The organism is Cytobacillus sp. EB106-05-05-XG126 (assembly GCF_058791715.1).
Genome location: NZ_JBYTDU010000002.1, coordinates 99,051 through 116,236, shown reverse-complemented (window position 1 = coordinate 116,236; position 17,186 = coordinate 99,051). Strand labels below are relative to the sequence as shown.

Here is a 17,186-nt window from a genome sequence, read left to right as displayed (position 1 = left end):
ATGTATAAAAATAAATGCAATTTTTCCAATAAAAAAAGGCAAAAGCCCTGTATTTAGCTTTTGCCTGCAGTATAGGTTAATGTTTTAATGCTTCATAAACCGCTGAAATTACACTTCCATATTGACTGATACTGTATGTGTCACCTTGAAACTTATGCGGATCTTTTAATGGATCGATGACAGGAGAATGTTTTTTATTTGTCAGGAGAGCGATTGCTAAATTATTTTCTCGGTCTATCACCGTTACTGTTCCTGTCCAGCCGGTATGACCGAATACTTCTTTCCCGGCATACTCGCTGAACATCCACTCCATACTTGAATCTCCGTTCAAACGCCATCCTAACCCATATGTAGGATTCATATCATAAGGTTCTACAAATTTATCAATTGTTTGTTTATCAAATAATTTTATATTTCCATAGCCCCCATCATTAAGCATCACCTGCATCAGAACAGCAAGATCTGAAGTCGTGGAAAAGAGACCTGCATGCCCGGATATTCCATCCATTGAATAAAAGGACTTTTCATCATGAACCTCTCCCTGGAGGGTATAGGTCCGGATATTAGGAAAGGAAATGACGCCATCCCTTGTGTTGCCGTGAAGTTCAGTTGCAGCGAAATCCTTTTCTTTGAATCCCTTGCGGAGAGGATTAAATAAAGTATGCTTTAACCCTAAAGGCTTATAAATATGATTCTCAGTATAACGGTCAAGCTGCTCTCCAGTTATTTTTTCAATAATAAATCCCAGCAGCATATAGTCAATATCACTGTAAACCTGTTTGGTGCCAGGTTCATACTGAAGGGGAGTTTTTAGAATCATGGAAAGCGTTTTACTGCGTTCCTGGGAATACAATTCTCCCACTCTTTCAGGATTGTGATAATGGACGCTCGAAGGAAATCCGGCTGTATGATGAAGCAAATCGATGATCCGGAGTTCACCTTTCCCTTTTATCTCATCGGCAGCTGAATCTTTAAATTCAGGTAAATAATGCTGAATTTTTTCTTCAAGATTGATCTTTCCTTCACTGAGAAGATGCTGCAGTGAAAAATTAACGGCATACATTTTCGTATTTGATGCTAAATCAAACATGGTTTTTGTTTTCATTTTCTGCGGGTGATTTAAAGGATCAGATTCATCATAGACTTTGGCTGAACCATATGCAGAATTTTTAACAATCTTGCCATCTTTAATAACGACTAAAGCCGCTCCTGGAAAACCATTTTCGATTTCCTCCTCGACCAGCTTATCAACCTCTTTGAGCTTTTTGGAAGAAAAGCCTGCATCCTCGGGGCGCTTTGATACTGACAAAGTTGGATATTCTAAAGCTTTTTTATGCTTAAATACTTGCTCTATTGGGCTGTTTCCTGTTCTGCCCAATTCTTCTCCCAGGGCTGCAGCAGGATAAGGCAAAAGCAAACCCACCACCAGGCCTAATACTGTTAAGTGCGCTATAAATCTTTTCATATTCTCCCCCAATTATTTGTTTTAATATTCTTAATAGTCAATATACTATCGATATCTATTAAAGGTGTAAACCAATACCTTAGCCTTTCTATTAAATCAGTACTTGTGAACCAAGTTCATCTATCTGCAAATTGGTTCCATAGTAGTATCTGCAGAAAACGTTTGAATACTAAAACAACCATGCACCGAAAACATCTTTATAGTAAAATAAAAACAAGATTATTGTTTGGGGGATTCATAATGGAGGAGCATTTTTCACATAATGGCCGTCTTGGCATTCCTATACCCGCTTTTGACCGGGAATGGGATGAATATTCACCAAAAACACAGCAGATGATTTTGTTTCAATGGGAAAAAATAAGAGGCAGGATTCCTGACCGCATTGCCGAGCTTGAAGCGGATATTAACAGGAAACAGGCTGAGCTGTCAGATGAGGGCAATTTTGAAAGATCATGCAGACTCAACAGTGAAATTTCAGAACTGGCATCCGTTATAAATGATTTGTGGCTATGGTATCGAACGAATCAGGATATTTCAGGGAAGATGCATTCATAAAAAAACCTTTCCGCAGCGGAAAGGTTTTTGGCCTCTTATAAATCTTTTCTTAGTTCCCTGACGATATGCCCGAGTTCAGGCAGGATCAGCTTATTCATTGCAAGGCGGACTGCCCCTGATGACCCTGGTGTTGAGAAAACTGCTTTATTTTGCACTGTGCCTGCAGCAGCCCGTGAAAGAATGGCCGCAGACCCGATATCTTCAGTGTAGCTCAGCATCCTGAACAATTCGCCGAATCCGTCAATTTCTTTATCAAATAATTCTCTAACCGTCTCGATCGTTACGTCCCTGAGGGCTATACCTGTGCCTCCATTCGTTAGCACAGCGTCAACCCAGGGGTTTTCACAGCCTTTTAATACGGCCTGTCGAATTAGAGTTTTTTCATCCTTGACGATTTCATAGTCAGCTATGATATGCCCTGCCTCTTCAAGCAGCTGAATCATCAGCTTTCCGCTTTTATCCGTTTCTTCATCTCTCGTATCACTCACGGTGATCACTTTGCATCTAACTTCTTTTGGCGCTTCTTTTTTATGCTCTACTGTACTCACTTGGCACCACCTTTACTTAAAGATCCTATCTATCCTTGATTTCACTGCTGATCATTCTTTCTATGCAGATATCTCATCTGGTAATATTTATGGGCAAATTCTGTTACTTTTCTTGTCAGCTGGTAATTGGTCCCTGCTCCAATAGCCATGCTGATAAAAGGAATACCCTGAATCGATTTTCTGCGGAAAAAGAAAATAGCCATTCCTTTAAAAAGCTGCTTCATTGGCTGCTCAATCCAGGTGATATCAGTCAACTCTTCTTTTCCTTCATAAAAATAGAATTCTTCCTGATTCTTCAGCTCGTTCATTAATTCTTCCCAAGCACTGCCCTGCATGCGCGGCGGCAGTGTGGCTGCGTGAAAAACCTTAAGAGAGCTCATCATTTCGAATGGAGTATTAACCTCAAAACCATAGGTCATGGCAATCAGCTGTACGGCACGAAGATTAATAACCGCCATTGCGGGAATATCTGCCCCCAGCATGAGAGAGCTGCCTGACCCTGCAATGCCGCCCTGTGCAAAAGAATAAAGACGATGCCGGGCAATTTGCTGCTGAGCTATGTATTGAAGCTGGTCGATATTTAATTGCTTTAGATCTTCGATCGTCTCGATATCAGAGTGAAATACACGTCCTGCCGTCAAAATTCGCTCTTTCGCATCCATTTGAAGCTGTGAACCCTGAATAAGCGCATGAAGATGAAACAGCCAGCTATCCATTGCCGAAAAAAATTGCTGCTGAACTTCTTCTGGCAACAGTGAAAAAGACCCCTCCAATGATTTATCATAAACCATTTCCAAATCATTGGGCTCATAACTCAACAGCTTGTTTTCCCACTCCTGAATACCTGCCAAAACGCTTTCTTCCCGTTCGTTCAATGGCATCGCAATTCCTCCCAAAACATTTTTTCTTGGACTCAGTATAGCATAAGTAAGATGGGGAATTCTCCTCCCGGCTGATGGGCAATAAATCCGATAAAGTGAAACTTCAATCAGTGGGGGTTTTCCTTATCCCCCACTGATTGTTAGTCGCGTTCTAGTGTCGCTAAGATCTCCGCTAGCGCTTCGATCAATCGACACTACGAACCCGATTGGTTCAACTAAGCCTCTGCCTGCGCGTCGGCAAGTTTCACTGTATCTCACCAATCGGGCCTTTACGGGCAGTTAGACCCCCGCTTAGCCTCCTTTGATTCCTCTGAGTCTAGAAGTGGGGTCTTACTGCCCGTTAGACTGCGATAAAAAAAGACAAGAGCGTTAAGCCCTTGCCTTGTTATGAATTCTATTTTGCCAATCTCACAACATCACGCGCTATCATAACTTCCTCATTTGTCGGGATAATCATGACTTTAACTGGTGAATGAGGATAGTTGATAAATGCTTCTTCACCGCGCACTTTGTTTAATGCAGGATCCCAGTAAACGCCCATGAATTCCAGTCCCTGAAGAACGCGTTCACGGATGACATCACTGTTTTCACCGATTCCGGCTGTGAAAATGATAGCATCTACGCCATACATGCGGGAAGCATAGGATCCGATGTATTTATGGATTCTGTTTGCGAATACTTCAAGAGCCAATTCTGCTCTTTCATTTCCTTCAACTGCTTGAATTTCAATGTCGCGAAGATCACTGGAGAAGCCGGAAACACCAAGCATACCGCTCTTTTTATTAAGAACATCAAGTACTTCATCAGCGTTCAAGCCTGTCTTTTCCATAATGAATGGAATAAGAGCAGGGTCAAGGTTGCCTGATCGTGTACCCATTGTAACACCCGCTAAAGGAGTGAATCCCATTGATGTATCGATTGACTTTCCGCCTTCAATAGCTGTAATGCTTGCTCCATTTCCTAAGTGACAGGAGATGAGGCGAAGCTGGTCAAGCGGACGGCCCAGCATTTCTGCTGCACGCTCTGAAACATATTTATGTGAGGTTCCATGGAAGCCATACTTGCGAATGCCATATTTCTCATAATACTCATATGGCAAGCTATATAGGAAAGAGCTTTCAGGCATCGTCTGATGGAACGCAGTATCGAATACTGCCACTGCAGGGACATTTGGAAGTACCTGCTGGAACGCCTTGATTCCTGTAATATTAGCCGGGTTGTGAAGAGGTGCAAGCTCAGATAGTTCATCTATTTTTGCAAGCACATCATCCGTAATAACTACAGAATCATTGAAAGCTTCACCGCCGTGAACAACACGATGGCCAATGCCTTCGATTTCATCAAGCGATTTAATGATCCCCAGATTAGTTAATTTGTCCAGAAGGATTTTAACTGCTACTGCATGATCTGGAATATCTGTTACTTCCTTGATTTTTTCGCCATTTACAGAAATATTGAAGACTGCGTTATCCAGCCCAATACGCTCGATTAAGCCCTTCGTAATAACATCTTCACTCGGCATGTCAAATAATTGAAATTTTAATGAAGAACTGCCGGCGTTAATTGCAATGATTTTTGCCATAAAGCTACCGCTCCTTTAGAATGTTCAAAGAGACTGATCTGTCACTTTAAACCCATACTTTTATATAACAATGTGTGATACGGCGATATAAAGTAATACAACTTTATTTTGTGCATCGGCCACAATTAATATCTCTCAATTTTCCATTTAAACACTGTATGCAAAACATTTCAAGAATCACCTTGCAATGATATCGTTTTCATGTTAAATTAAATATTTTCTGATACTTCCTTATATTTTTTCATTTAAAAAGAAGCCGGCAAATGCACAGCTTCTTTTCGTTTACTTTATTTACTTTCTTTAAACCAGACATCAATTTTCTTGAGAATTTTTTCTGCTTCTGCTGTTTTAGATAAGCTTGGCAAGTTGACTAGGAGCGCCTGCTTTGGGGGAGTGACTCCTTCCCCTTTCTTCTGAAGGATGAATATGCTTTTGGCCGCTTTTTCATTTTTGAACATAGTGAGCGGCAGCTGTATCAATCCTTGAATGTAGGCATTTTCCTTGATGAATTCATGAAGCTTGGGAGCCTGATCACTTTCGAACATCCCATTTGGAATGATAAAAAATAAATAGCCGCCAGATCTAACATGATTCATACTCTGCTCAATAAATAAGTGATGAGAATAGGAATGCCCCTCATCCGCTTTTAGCTTATACTCGGCCGAACGGACATCATTCGGATAATACCCGACAGGAAGATCACTTACTACGGCATCAGCAGATTCGATAAACAGCGGTTCAAGACTATCCTGATTGAAGAATTGAATGGGGTGCTCCTGTAAATTGGCATTGATATAAGCAAGCTTAATCAATAAGTCATCAATTTCAATCCCGTTTGCCTCAATTACTTTACCGCTTTGGTGATTCATAACAGTGGTCAATAAATTTCCTGTTCCTACCGCAGGATCAAGCAGGCGGAAGCTTTTATCCTGAATGAACTTTTCCACAAGATACCCCATCAGCATTCCCACTGCATCAGGAGTCATTTGATGATTGGGCTGCACATTTTCTTTCATGCCTTTTAATATAGCAAGCTGAAAGGACTTTCTGATTTCTTCTTTTGTGCAGCTGCTTAAGTCAATGGCTTCATAACTCTTCCTGAGCCTTTTAACTGTTAATTCACTGAGCTCATCCTGAAGAATACTTTCATGAAATAAATTCTCTCCTGTTTCAGCAAGAGCTTCTAAGTATGTACAATGCAGTTCTTCCTGCATAATTACAGCCGTTTCGTTTAAAATCGTAAATAAATCCTCAACCGGAGTTATTTTCACAGCATATTCCTCCCGTCCTTATTCTTTTTCCTATTTTAACGGGCTTTTGGTTCATTCACAAGTTTCGTGCTGAGGAACAAAAAAAAATTAAAGCCCCGGAACGAATCCGGAGCTTCCAATTATCTATATTATTTCGCTTGTTTAGCTGCTTCCACTGCTGCTTCATAGTTTGGATGATCTGTTGCCTCACTGACATATTCCGCATATGTCACAGTGTCGTTCGAATCAACAACAAAAACCGCACGGGCCAATAGACGAAGTTCCTGGATGGCTACCCCAAAAGCTTCTCCGAAAGACAGGTCGCGGTGATCGGAAACAGTTTGAACATTTTCAATTCCTGCTGCTGCACACCAGCGCTTTTGAGCAAACGGAAGATCTACGCTTACAGTAAGAATTTTAACATTATCAAGCTTGGAAGCTTCTTCGTTAAAACGGCGTGTCTGTGCATCACAAACGCCCGTGTCAATAGAAGGAACTACACTGATAAGACGTACCTGTCCTTTTGAATCAGCAAGTGTAACTTCAGAAAGGTCATTTGCCAGAACCTTGAATTCAGGAGCTTTATCTCCTACTTTTACTTCATTGCCCAGCAATGTTACAGGATTTCCTTTGAACGTAATAGATGCCATTTAAATCGTCCTCCTTAATCACTTATGTACAGTGTAAATCATATCTTTTCAGAATCTTTTTTGCAATTATTAAGGATAAATTCCAAGAAAAAAGTTAACTCTCCATAGGAAAGTTAACTTCCTTCGCCTCTTAGATATCAAGATCCTGTTTAGGTCCGTTGTACTCATCACTGTTTTCCTGCTGGTTCTGGCCTTGCTGGCTGCCGGAGCCGGTTTCTTTCTTATTAAACATCTGCTGAATTTTATCGACTGCCTGCGGGGCAAGGTCAAGAATTTTCTCATACAAATGAGTGCTTTCATCAAGATGAACCATTTTTACCCCGTGAGAATTTACAATCAAAAAGGCGATTGGTGTGATGGAGACACCGCCTCCGCTCCCCCCGCCAAACGGGTGGCCCTTTTCCTCGCCTGATTGTCCATCAAGCATAAATTCGCTTCCTCCTGCTGCAAACCCAAAGCCAACTTTTGAAACGGTTAAAATTACACTGCCATCGGGGGTTTCCACTGGATCCCCAATAATCGTGTTAACATCAATCATCTCTTTCAGATTTTCCATGGCAGTTGTCATAAGCCCTTGAATAGGATGGTCAGACATTCATTGCTCCTCCTCTTTCTAGACAGTTTTAGTCCCATCATCAGATAAGGCAGAAAGCGGCTTTGTCCTGAAGTCCGCCCGGCCGCCTTTCCAATATTTGATCAGTTTAATTCCTGCAAACATAGCATGCCCGACCCGAAAATGAATCATACATGAAATGGCAGTTTGTGAAACGGAAAATTGAAAATGGGGAGTAACTGTGATTCTGGGAGGCGTTTTCAGTTTCATATAATGACTTATTATTCCTAAAATGCTCCCTTTTATTGCCCAGAGAGCCCCGGTGATCATCCCCGTATGGGCTGCATCCCCAAGGCCTGCAAAAGTATGCCATTCAAGATTCCGGATGGTTACATGCTTTAGAAATTTCCGTATAATTTTGTGGAGAGACACGATATGATTAAGCATTGCTTTCGTGTCATGCAAACTATTAATAAGATCCGTCGCGGAGAATTGCTTAGTATCTTTATCAGAAGTATTTTCCTGTGGCCCTGCAGCCGTCTGTTCCTTTACGACAATCGTTGGCGAGTTATCATCAACCTTTATCAGCGGGACTTCAATTTTGTACCTGATCAGCCCGAACCAGGCTTTCATTTGGATTTTCAAATGATCATTATCGTTTCCATGGTAAAAATGAAAATATATTTTTAGTTTTGTTATCATAACTAGAATTAAAAGAAGTATGAGGGCAATTACGGCAATCAGGAGCCACTTCACTTTTTTACACACCCTTTCAGCTTTGTATTATGCCCAACTGAACAAAAATAAACCTGCCACCAGGCGGTGACAGGCTTCCATTTCTCATTTAAATAACTTGTTCATTTTGCCTTTCATGAACAACAGAGGTATCTGCAAAAAGATCATGCAGTCCCTGTTTCTTAGGCAGGAAGGCTACAATGACATAGCCGATAAAAATGCTCACTGATATAAAACGGCCGATCCATTCACGGAACAAAATTGTGCCCCATGTCAGCTTTTCCCCTTTAAGATCTACTACTTTTAAACCAAATACCATTTTCCCGAGCGTCTGGCCAAAAAACTTTGTCATCAGCACAAAATAAGCGTAGAACGTAATGGCAGTTGCTATGGAAATCGGTGCAAACAAATTGCTTTCATGCAAAGGAATATCCAATGCTCTAAAAATTGGATTGATCAATATCCGGTCCACACTGCCAACCACAGCCAAATCTAGAAGATAAGCCCAAAATCTCATCCAGAAACCAGCAAACCTGATGGGTGCCGAAGCTTTTTGAATGGGGAGGGTTTCTGCCTGTATGGCCGTTTCCTTACGAGCCGGATCTGCTTCATCAAAGGCTGACTCGATCCCGCCTTCATCCTGGTTTAACTCAGGATGGGCAAGCTCTCTTTCATTCGGATCATTTGAAGTCATCTTTTCTCCCCCTTCCTATTCAGCATAAAGATACATTAAACGCGGTGAGTTTGGCTGTGATAATAACTTCATCACTCCTGCCATTTCCAGGTCATCACCCATAATTTTTCGCGCACCCATGCTGAACATGGAGCCGAACCCGAAATTCTCAGAATACTTTACTACCTGCGCACCATTTAATTTATGATCTTTCTTTAATTGTTCAATAACATCATCGTCATAGCCAAAACCATCAATCAGATTCAGTTCTTTCGCCTGCCGCCCGTCATAAATTCGGCCGTCCGCAACTTCCTTCACCTGTGCCTCAGTTAATCCGCGGCCTTCCGAAATAACTTTAACAAATCCCTCATAGGAATTATTAATCATGGATTGAAGAATTTTTCTTTCCTCATCCGTCATCTCCCTGGTAGGGCTCATAATATCTTTATATGGACCGCTCTTAATCGTAACGAACTCGACACCATATTTTTCAGCAAGCCCCGCATAATTATAGCCCTGCATGATAACACCAAGAGAACCGGTCAATGTCTCGGGGCTGGCAAAAATCTTGTCAGCTGGAGCAGAAATATAATAGCCTCCTGATGCAGCCATTGATCCCATTGATATGTATACCGGCTTCTTTGTTTCTTTTTGGATTTCAATAATCTTATCATGTATTTCGGCGCTTTCCACTACCCCTCCGCCTGGGGAATTAACCTTAATGACTATCGCCTTTACTGCACTGTCTTCTTTTACATAGTCAAGATTATCCATAAACCCTTTGTGATTATATCCCGGACTTGCAAATAAAGAAGCTGCATCACCCGTATCCTGGATCACTCCATTCACGTCCAGCACAGCAATCTTTTTCTGTGCATTTCCCTCTTCAATGACTTCTTCCAAAAATGCTTCATTGCCTCCTGCAAAGAGTTCATTTACCGAGCTTTCAAAATCTGTAAATGCAAATGCAGTCACGAAATTCAGCACAACGGAAAATACAAACAAACCTGCTGCTATTCCCAGTGCAGCCCAACGTTTTCCATTCATTAAGAAATCCTCCTTTTAAAATGCCCTCTCCTAACAAAATCAGCCGCCTTGTTAGACAGATTATGATTCCCAGAAAACCTATTCGCCACATATTCTTCATACGTATAAAACTTTAAAAATGTTTCAAAAAAAGGTAAACTGAATTCAACAACCATAATCATAGCAAAATTTGAATTATTTGGGAAAGACTTTCTTACTGCTTGGAGGAATGAATATGCCTGAAAGACGCAATATATACTTCTATCACAAAAAAGATGAAGCAACGATGGAAAAAGTAGCTCCTCTTTACAGCCTGGCTGAGGAGCATGCCTTTACGATCGTCAATGACTTCAGAAAAGCCAATATCATTGTAAGCATAGGGGGAGACGGTACGTTTTTGCAGGCTGTCCGGAAAACCGGCTATAGAGATGACTGTTTGTATGCCGGAATTTCGACGACCGGAAGCCTTAGCCTGTATTGTGATTTCCATCTTGATGATACAGACAAGATGGTGGAGGCAATGACAAATGAACAAGTAGAGGTAAGGCGCTATCCCACTATCGATGTTACAGTTGATGACCAGACATCCTTTCAGTGCTTGAATGAATTCAGCATCCGTTCTGCCATAATTAAAACATTTGTAATCGATGTCTTTATCGATGACTTTCATTTTGAAACTTTCCGCGGGGACGGAATGATTGTTGCCACTCCAACCGGAAGCACAGCTTATAATAAATCAGTAAATGGAGCAGTTGTTGACCCGCTGCTGCCATGCATGCAGGTGAGCGAACTAGCTTCACTGAATAACAACCGCTATCGTACACTTGGATCGTCCTTTATTCTGAGCGGAGACCGGCAGCTGACCCTCAAAGTGGTTCAAGATGGCAATGACCATCCGACAATGGGAATGGACAATGAAGCCCTAAGCATTCAGCATGTTGAAAAGATTGATATAAAACTAAGCAGCAATATCATTAAGACTGTTAAACTGAAGGACAACTCCTTCTGGCAAAAAGTGAAGAGGACATTTTTATAAAAGGCTGCTTTAGCAAGGTTTGTTGCTATTTGTATATTATTTACTGAGTTGATTGGAGCGGAAGGTGCGAGATCCTCGAAAATGCTATGCATTTTCTTCGTGCGGTGTTTACTCAAGGAAGCTTATTCAACGTCCTGCGGGAGTAGCGGGACAGGTGAGACCCCGCAGACGCGCAGCGTCGAGGAGGCTCACCGCCTGCCCCGCGGAAAGCGAGCATCCTGTAGCGGAAATCAACGGGCAACATTAATAGGTGAAAAACAACAATTTATACAAAAAGAGCCTTATAAAAAAAGAGTTTCGCATGCACATAACCCTGTCAAGTAGACATTGAAAAAAGAGTATACTAAGCTGCGGCCTTTTCACGATATTCAATCGGGGAAAGGTCGTTTAATTTACTTTGAAAACGGTCTTGATTGTAATAATGTATATATTCCTGGATTGCTACATAAGCTTCTTCCATTGTTTTAGGGCGTACTAAATAAACTTTCTCCGTCTTTAAATGAGAAAAGAAACACTCTATACAAGCATTATCATGACAGTTTCCTCTTCTTGAATGGCTGCCTATAATTTGAAGGTCTTCCTTCACTTGTTTTTCGTATGCTTTGGTTGTATATTGAAACCCCTGATCCGAGTGGAGTAAAGCATTTTTTTCGAACTGCTTGCCTCCTAGCTGTTTTATAGTGTCTAGGACTAACTTAAGATCGTTCCTTTCAGATAACTGCCATGAAACGATTTCGTTGTTATATAAGTCTAAAACAGCTGACAGATAGACAGACCCATCCCCAACTCGAATGTAAGTAATATCTGTGACGAGTTTTTCATACGGTTTTTCAGCAAAGAACTCCCGATTTAAGACATTGGGAAATAAAACGGATCCTTTCCGTCCATAGAATGGACGTTTCTTGCGAATGACAGAACGAATACCTAATTCCCTCATCAATCTTCTGACGCGTTTATGATTAGCTACAATTCCCTCCCGGGAAAGAGCCCTTGTCATTCGTTTATATCCATAGTAAGGATGCATTTTGTGGATGGCTAGGATATGCTCTTTTAATAACATATTCTCCTCAAAACGGATTCTTCGTATAGGATTTGTGCTGCGCCACTTGTAATATCCTGCTTTTGAAACCTCCCCAATTTTCAGTAGCCACGTAAGGGGATACTTTTCCCTTAAGTTATCAATAATTTGAAATCGATCTGCTTTTAGGACCAGTCCTTCCCATGTAGATTTGGATTGCGCTTTTTTAAGTATTCCACCTGCGCTTTCAGAAAGGCATTCTCTTCTTCCAGGCTATTAAAGTTTTTTTTATTCCAATGCCCACGCTGGTCATCAAATGATTCTCCGTTTCGTACTTTTTGAACCCAATTTGCAATTTGGGCATCACTTTTAATTCCAAAATGTTCACGAATCTGTTTATAAGACCAGTTCTCCTCCAACTTCAAACGAACAACTTCTCGCTTAAGCCCCTCTGTATAGGTTTTAAAGGTTTGTCCTTTTTTGGCCATAGAAAAAAACCCCTCCAAGTAGACTAGTAAGAACATCATATCATGTTCTCTTTTTTTACAGTCTACCTGAAGGGGATAATACCAGCATGTCCGTGCGAAACTCTTTTTTCTATATGCCAATACCTTTTCCGCGCTTTAGTTTTGTTTCCCGATGGGCAAAAAGCTTTGTCCTCGAAACAGAGTAAATCGTTAAAGCCAGCCAGATAAACATAAAGGAAAGCATGTGAAGTTTTGTAAAGTGCTCATGATAAACGAAAATTCCCAGAATCAGCGTAATTGTCGGCGCAATATACTGCAGAAAGCCAAGCATGGACATCGGTATCTTTTGAGCACCTTTGGCAAAGTACAAGAGCGGCACTGCTGTGGCTGCGCCTGCCCCAATAAGAAGGAAGTCTGTGCTTATCGAAACATGCAGAAAAGCCTGCTTATCATTCATAAAAAGCATCACCATATAAATAAATGCGAGCGGAGTCACTACTAACGTTTCCAGCGTTAAGCCAATAGCCGAATCCACTTTTATAAGCTTTTTGGCCAGCCCGTAAAGGCCAAAGGATAATGCGAGAACAATGGCTATCCAGGGGAACCGCCCATAGCTGACAGTCAAAATCATAACTCCGGCAAACGCAAACCCAAAAGATACATATTGCGCAGGTGATAGTTTCTCTTTAAAAACCAGCATGCCCAGAATCACACTTACGAGAGGATTAATATAATAGCCGAGACTGGCCTCAATCATCTGATCGGTATTGACCGCCCAAATATATAAAAACCAGTTAGTGCTGATTAGAATGGAGGCAATCACAAGGGCGAAAAGCTGCTTTTTGTTTGTTTTAAATCCTTTAAGTGTTGCAGCAAAAGCATTCCACTTTTTTGAGGCCAGCAGAATAATCAGCATAAAGAAGAATGACCAAAAAATCCGGTTAGCCAAAATTTCATCTGCCTGCACGTGGTCCACTAACTTCCAATAAATAGGTAAAATGCCCCATAAAAAGTACGCAAACCCTGCGTATAGAGCTCCCATTTGCACTTCATTATTTTTCATTGCATTTCCTCAATTCTTTCTAGTATCGAAATATTTATATTATAAGCCCGCCTTGAAAATGTTTGCAATCATTTTTTCCTGCCAAAAAGAATGTCAGGCACCTATTGGATAGGCACCTGACATTTTCATTTATCTTTCGTATACTATTTTTCCATCAATAACGGTTTTGTTAACGGTAACGGCTGCAATTTGCCCTATTGGCATTTTAAAAATATCTTCATTTAAAATAGTGAAATCTGCCAGATACCCTTCTTGTATGACGCCTCTATCATTTTCATGGGAGGCAGCATATGCACTGCCTTTTGTGAATAAGCATACTGCTTCATACACAGATAATGCCTCACTTGGATAATAGACTGTGTTATGCGGATCATCTATGTTTGTTCTCGTTACAGCTGCATGAATACCAAGAAATGGATTGGCTGGCTCAATTGGTGCGTCAGAGCCTCCTGCACAATGTACTCCTTCTTTCAGCAGTGTCTTCCATGCGTAGCAATACTCCATATTTTCTTCACCAATTCGGTCGATCACCCAAGGAAAGTCGGAGGCTGTAAATCTCGGCTGGATATCAAGGATTAAAGGCAGTTTTTTAGCCCTTTCAATAAGCTCCTTGCGCAATATTTGTGCATGAATCAGTCTGTCTCGCCCCAGACCTTCCAATGGATGCTTTTCTATTGCATTTAATGCCATTTCAAATGCCAAATCTCCAATCGTATGGATGGCAACCGGCATTTCATGGTTGCGGGCTTTCTCCACTAAGGCATCAAGCTGCTCCTGTGAAAAAATAGCAACTCCCGAAGTGGATGGATCATCTGCATAGGGATGACTTAGTAAAGCCGTCCTTCCCCCTAAAGCCCCATCGGCAAATATCTTCATAGCACCAAACTCTATATGTTTACTTCCCGCTAAAAATCCTCCGCCTGATTCCTTCATTTCATCAGCAACTTCATGATGAACCAGCAGATGTGCCCGGAAAGAAAGACCTTCCTCCTCAATTACCTGCCTGAAGGCCTGATAGGTCTGGGAGAACCCTCCGTAATAATTGAGATCCTCAGTATGTCCTCCTGTCAATCCAAGCTTATAGGCATCATGAATGGCAGCGTGAAGCGCCTTCCTTAAATAGCCTTCTGAGACAGAAGGCATCACATTGTATAAAAGATCTTGGGCCTGATCCTTCAAAAGTCCATTGAGTTTTCCAAGTTCATCTTTTTCAATTACTCCTCCTGGAGGACATTCAGTATTTTCAGTAATATTTGCTTTGGATAATCCAAGAGAATTGACTGCAAGAGCATGTCTGCACACACGTTTCAGCATAACAGGGTGATTGGGAACATATTGGTCCAGCTCTGAAGCATATATAGGCTCCGGCTGATCCCATAAATTTTCATTCCAGCCTTCCCCAATGACCCACTCTCCTTCTTCTATTGTCTCAGAAAATTGCTTAACAGCCTGAAGAACTTCCTGCTTTGATGTGTGCTCAGATAAGTCGAGCCTTATCAGCCTTTCGCCATGCCCGATGAGATGCATATGGCTATCCACAAATCCCGGCAGCATGGTGCTTCCCTGCAGATCGATTTCCTTTTGAATCTCTTCTTTATACTTACCCCTTAAATCTCCTAAAGCGCCAATTTCAATAATTTGGCTGCCTTCTGTAAAAACGGCCTCTATTTGATGGCCTTCCTGCTGAAGGGTATATATCGGCCCCCCGTGCCATAGCGTTCCCATATAATCTTTTCTCCTTTAATAAGTAAAGTGAAACTTCAATCAGTGGGGGGTTCTTTATCCCAACTGATTGTTAGTTGAACCAATCGGGCCTTTACGGGCAGTTTGACCCCCACTTATTCTTCCTTTGATTACGCTGAGTCTTGAAGTGGGGGTCTTACTGCCCGTTAGACTGCGATAAAAGTTCACATTTACCATAGTATAACAAAAATACAGGCGGAATTCCGCCTGTATTTTTCAAAGCATTCAGTTTTGCGCTGAAGCAGTTTCCGCTTCTTTTTTACGCAATTCCACACGCATGATTTTTCCAGAAGTCGTTTTTGGCAGCTCAGATAAAAACTCAATTTTCCGAGGATATTTATAAGGAGCTGTCAGCTCTTTTACATGCTCCTGGAGCTGGGAAACAAGGTTAGGATCTTTTTGGTCGACACCCTCCCTTAATACAACAAATGCTTTAACGATCGATCCGCGCACTTCATCAGGACTTCCTACAACTGCACATTCTGCTACATACGGATGCTTTACAAGTGCGTCTTCCACCTCGAATGGTCCGATCGTATAGCCTGAGCTGATAATAATATCATCACCGCGTCCTTCAAACCAGAAATAGCCATCTTCATCTTTCTTAGCTTTATCTCCGGTAATATAGTAATCACCGCGGAATTGCATAGCAGTTCTTTCCGGGTCTTTATAATAATTTTTAAAGAGTGCAGGAGTTTCTATATGGACAGCGATATCTCCTGTCTCACCCACAGCACATATTTCACCGTCTTCATTTATAATGTCGACTCTGTTGCCAGGAGTCGGTTTGCCCATTGATCCAGCTTTTAGCTCCATATCCTTTGTAATGCCGACAAGCAGGGTATTTTCAGTCTGTCCATACCCATCACGGACATTCACGTTAAAATGCTTCTTAAATGTATCAATCACTTCCCTGTTGAGCGGTTCACCCGCCGAAACAGCACTATGAAGGGTTGGCAGCTTGTATTCATGTATATTGTCAGCCTTTGCCATCAGCCTGTATTCAGTCGGTGTGCAGCAAAGGACATTTACCTGATAATCTTCTAATAGCTGCAAGTATTTTTTCGGCTCAAACTTTCCATTGTAGACAACTCCGGTGGCACCAGAACCAAGAACGGAAAGGAACGGGCTCCAGATCCACTTTTGCCAGCCAGGGCCAGCAGTTGCCCATACTGTATCACCTTCATTAATACATAACCAGTTCGGTGCTGCTGTTTTTAGGTGTGCAAATGCCCAGCCATGTGTATGTACGACACCTTTAGGGTTTCCGGTTGTTCCAGATGTATATGAAAGAAATGCCATGTCATCCCGGGACGTGTCAGCCAATGAAAGTTCCGGTGAAGACTGTTTCATTTCCTCGTCCAGACTGATCCAGCCATCTGAATTTCCGCCTATCACAAATTTCGGCAGGACTTCTGCTTCCTTAATATCTTTAAATTGGTCAACATATGGATAATAACTTACGATCGCTTTAACATCGCCATGATTAATGCGGTATTGCAGATCTTTCGATCGAAGCATTTCTGAACTTGGTATGACGACAATTCCTGCTTTCAATGATGCAATGTAAACCTGATATGCTTCAATCAGTCTTGGAACAATGATCAGAATAACATCTCCTTTATTAAGACCATTTTCCAAGAAAACGTTTCCAATTTTATTTGCATTAAGGATCAGTTCACTGTATGTAATCTCTTTCTTTTCTCCCTGCTCATTTTCCCACTTTATTGCAAGTTTGTCCTTATTTCCGGCAAACCGCTCCATTTCTGATACGAGATTGTATTTCTCCGGTGCAATTAAGTCTTCCCGTTTCATCAAATCTCCCCCTGACAATTTCATTTGCTGGTGTCTGATCCTGATGCGTAATCTATAGAAATTATTATACTAAATTATTATAAAATTTAAAATTATTTATTTTTTGAAAAATAATTTTTGCACAAA

The 17,186-nt window shown here is 41.4% G+C and carries 16 protein-coding genes; 2 read left to right on the top strand and 14 right to left on the bottom strand.

Annotation, left to right across the window (positions count from 1 at the left end; genetic code table 11):
- Positions 1-76: 76 nt before the first annotated feature.
- The gene (pbp4b, locus tag AC3WTL_RS11035) at positions 77-1,465 is read right to left on the bottom strand and encodes a penicillin binding protein PBP4B (protein WP_492369429.1); all 1,389 of its coding nucleotides are present in this window, start codon (positions 1,463-1,465) and stop codon (positions 77-79) included.
- A gap of 240 nt (positions 1,466-1,705) precedes the next feature.
- On the opposite strand from pbp4b, the gene AC3WTL_RS11030 reads away from it, so the two are divergent.
- Positions 1,706-2,020, top strand: coding sequence for a hypothetical protein (locus tag AC3WTL_RS11030; RefSeq protein ID WP_048008347.1), 315 nt, complete (start codon positions 1,706-1,708; stop codon positions 2,018-2,020).
- A gap of 35 nt (positions 2,021-2,055) precedes the next feature.
- On the opposite strand, the gene AC3WTL_RS11025 is transcribed toward AC3WTL_RS11030, so the two are convergent.
- The 9 genes from AC3WTL_RS11025 to sppA all read right to left on the bottom strand — a co-directional run bounded on the left by AC3WTL_RS11025 (position 2,056) and on the right by sppA (position 9,939).
- Positions 2,056-2,568, bottom strand: coding sequence for a MogA/MoaB family molybdenum cofactor biosynthesis protein (locus AC3WTL_RS11025; RefSeq protein WP_197213126.1), 513 nt, complete (start codon positions 2,566-2,568; stop codon positions 2,056-2,058).
- A gap of 41 nt (positions 2,569-2,609) precedes the next feature.
- Positions 2,610-3,449, bottom strand: coding sequence for an EcsC family protein (locus AC3WTL_RS11020; RefSeq protein ID WP_048008345.1), 840 nt, complete (start codon positions 3,447-3,449; stop codon positions 2,610-2,612).
- 394 nt (positions 3,450-3,843) lie between these two features.
- Positions 3,844-5,031: an acetate kinase gene (locus AC3WTL_RS11015; RefSeq protein WP_048009295.1), complete on the bottom strand. Its 1,188-nt coding sequence runs from the start codon at positions 5,029-5,031 to the stop codon at positions 3,844-3,846.
- 287 nt (positions 5,032-5,318) lie between these two features.
- On the bottom strand, positions 5,319-6,302 hold the full coding sequence (locus AC3WTL_RS11010; RefSeq protein ID WP_048009296.1) for a class I SAM-dependent methyltransferase: 984 nt from the start codon (positions 6,300-6,302) through the stop codon (positions 5,319-5,321).
- Positions 6,303-6,430: 128 nt separating this feature from the next.
- Positions 6,431-6,931 carry a thiol peroxidase gene (gene tpx, locus AC3WTL_RS11005; protein ID WP_048009297.1) on the bottom strand — a complete coding sequence of 167 codons (501 nt, stop codon included), beginning with the start codon at positions 6,929-6,931 and terminating at the stop codon, positions 6,431-6,433.
- Positions 6,932-7,061: 130 nt separating this feature from the next.
- The gene (gene ytfJ, locus AC3WTL_RS11000) at positions 7,062-7,526 is read right to left on the bottom strand and encodes a GerW family sporulation protein (protein WP_048009298.1); all 465 of its coding nucleotides are present in this window, start codon (positions 7,524-7,526) and stop codon (positions 7,062-7,064) included.
- An 18-nt stretch (positions 7,527-7,544) separates the two neighbouring features.
- Entirely contained in the window at positions 7,545-8,240 is a 696-nt protein-coding gene (locus AC3WTL_RS10995) for a DUF2953 domain-containing protein (protein ID WP_163142254.1), read from the bottom strand.
- 88 nt (positions 8,241-8,328) lie between these two features.
- Positions 8,329-8,913 (bottom strand): RDD family protein, encoded by a 585-nt coding sequence (locus AC3WTL_RS10990; protein WP_048009300.1) that lies wholly within the window; start codon positions 8,911-8,913, stop codon positions 8,329-8,331.
- Positions 8,914-8,928: 15 nt separating this feature from the next.
- On the bottom strand, positions 8,929-9,939 hold the full coding sequence (sppA, locus tag AC3WTL_RS10985; RefSeq protein ID WP_048009301.1) for a signal peptide peptidase SppA: 1,011 nt from the start codon (positions 9,937-9,939) through the stop codon (positions 8,929-8,931).
- 214 nt (positions 9,940-10,153) lie between these two features.
- On the opposite strand from sppA, the gene AC3WTL_RS10980 reads away from it, so the two are divergent.
- Positions 10,154-10,954 (top strand): NAD kinase, encoded by an 801-nt coding sequence (locus AC3WTL_RS10980; RefSeq protein WP_048009302.1) that lies wholly within the window; start codon positions 10,154-10,156, stop codon positions 10,952-10,954.
- A 343-nt stretch (positions 10,955-11,297) separates the two neighbouring features.
- On the opposite strand, the gene AC3WTL_RS10975 is transcribed toward AC3WTL_RS10980, so the two are convergent.
- From AC3WTL_RS10975 to mbcS, 4 genes are all read right to left on the bottom strand, one after another.
- A protein-coding gene (locus AC3WTL_RS10975; RefSeq protein ID WP_492369428.1) for an IS3 family transposase occupies positions 11,298-12,460 on the bottom strand; the annotation gives its coding sequence in 2 pieces (ribosomal slippage) (positions 11,298-12,202 and positions 12,202-12,460; 1,164 coding nt in all).
- Positions 12,461-12,569: 109 nt separating this feature from the next.
- Positions 12,570-13,502, bottom strand: a complete 933-nt coding sequence (rarD, locus tag AC3WTL_RS10970; protein WP_492369427.1) for an EamA family transporter RarD — start codon at positions 13,500-13,502, stop codon at positions 12,570-12,572.
- 129 nt (positions 13,503-13,631) lie between these two features.
- On the bottom strand, positions 13,632-15,227 hold the full coding sequence (locus tag AC3WTL_RS10965; RefSeq protein ID WP_492369426.1) for an amidohydrolase: 1,596 nt from the start codon (positions 15,225-15,227) through the stop codon (positions 13,632-13,634).
- Positions 15,228-15,470: 243 nt separating this feature from the next.
- Positions 15,471-17,060: an acyl-CoA synthetase MbcS gene (gene mbcS / locus AC3WTL_RS10960; protein ID WP_048009305.1), complete on the bottom strand. Its 1,590-nt coding sequence runs from the start codon at positions 17,058-17,060 to the stop codon at positions 15,471-15,473.
- Between the last annotated feature and the right edge of the window lie 126 nt (positions 17,061-17,186).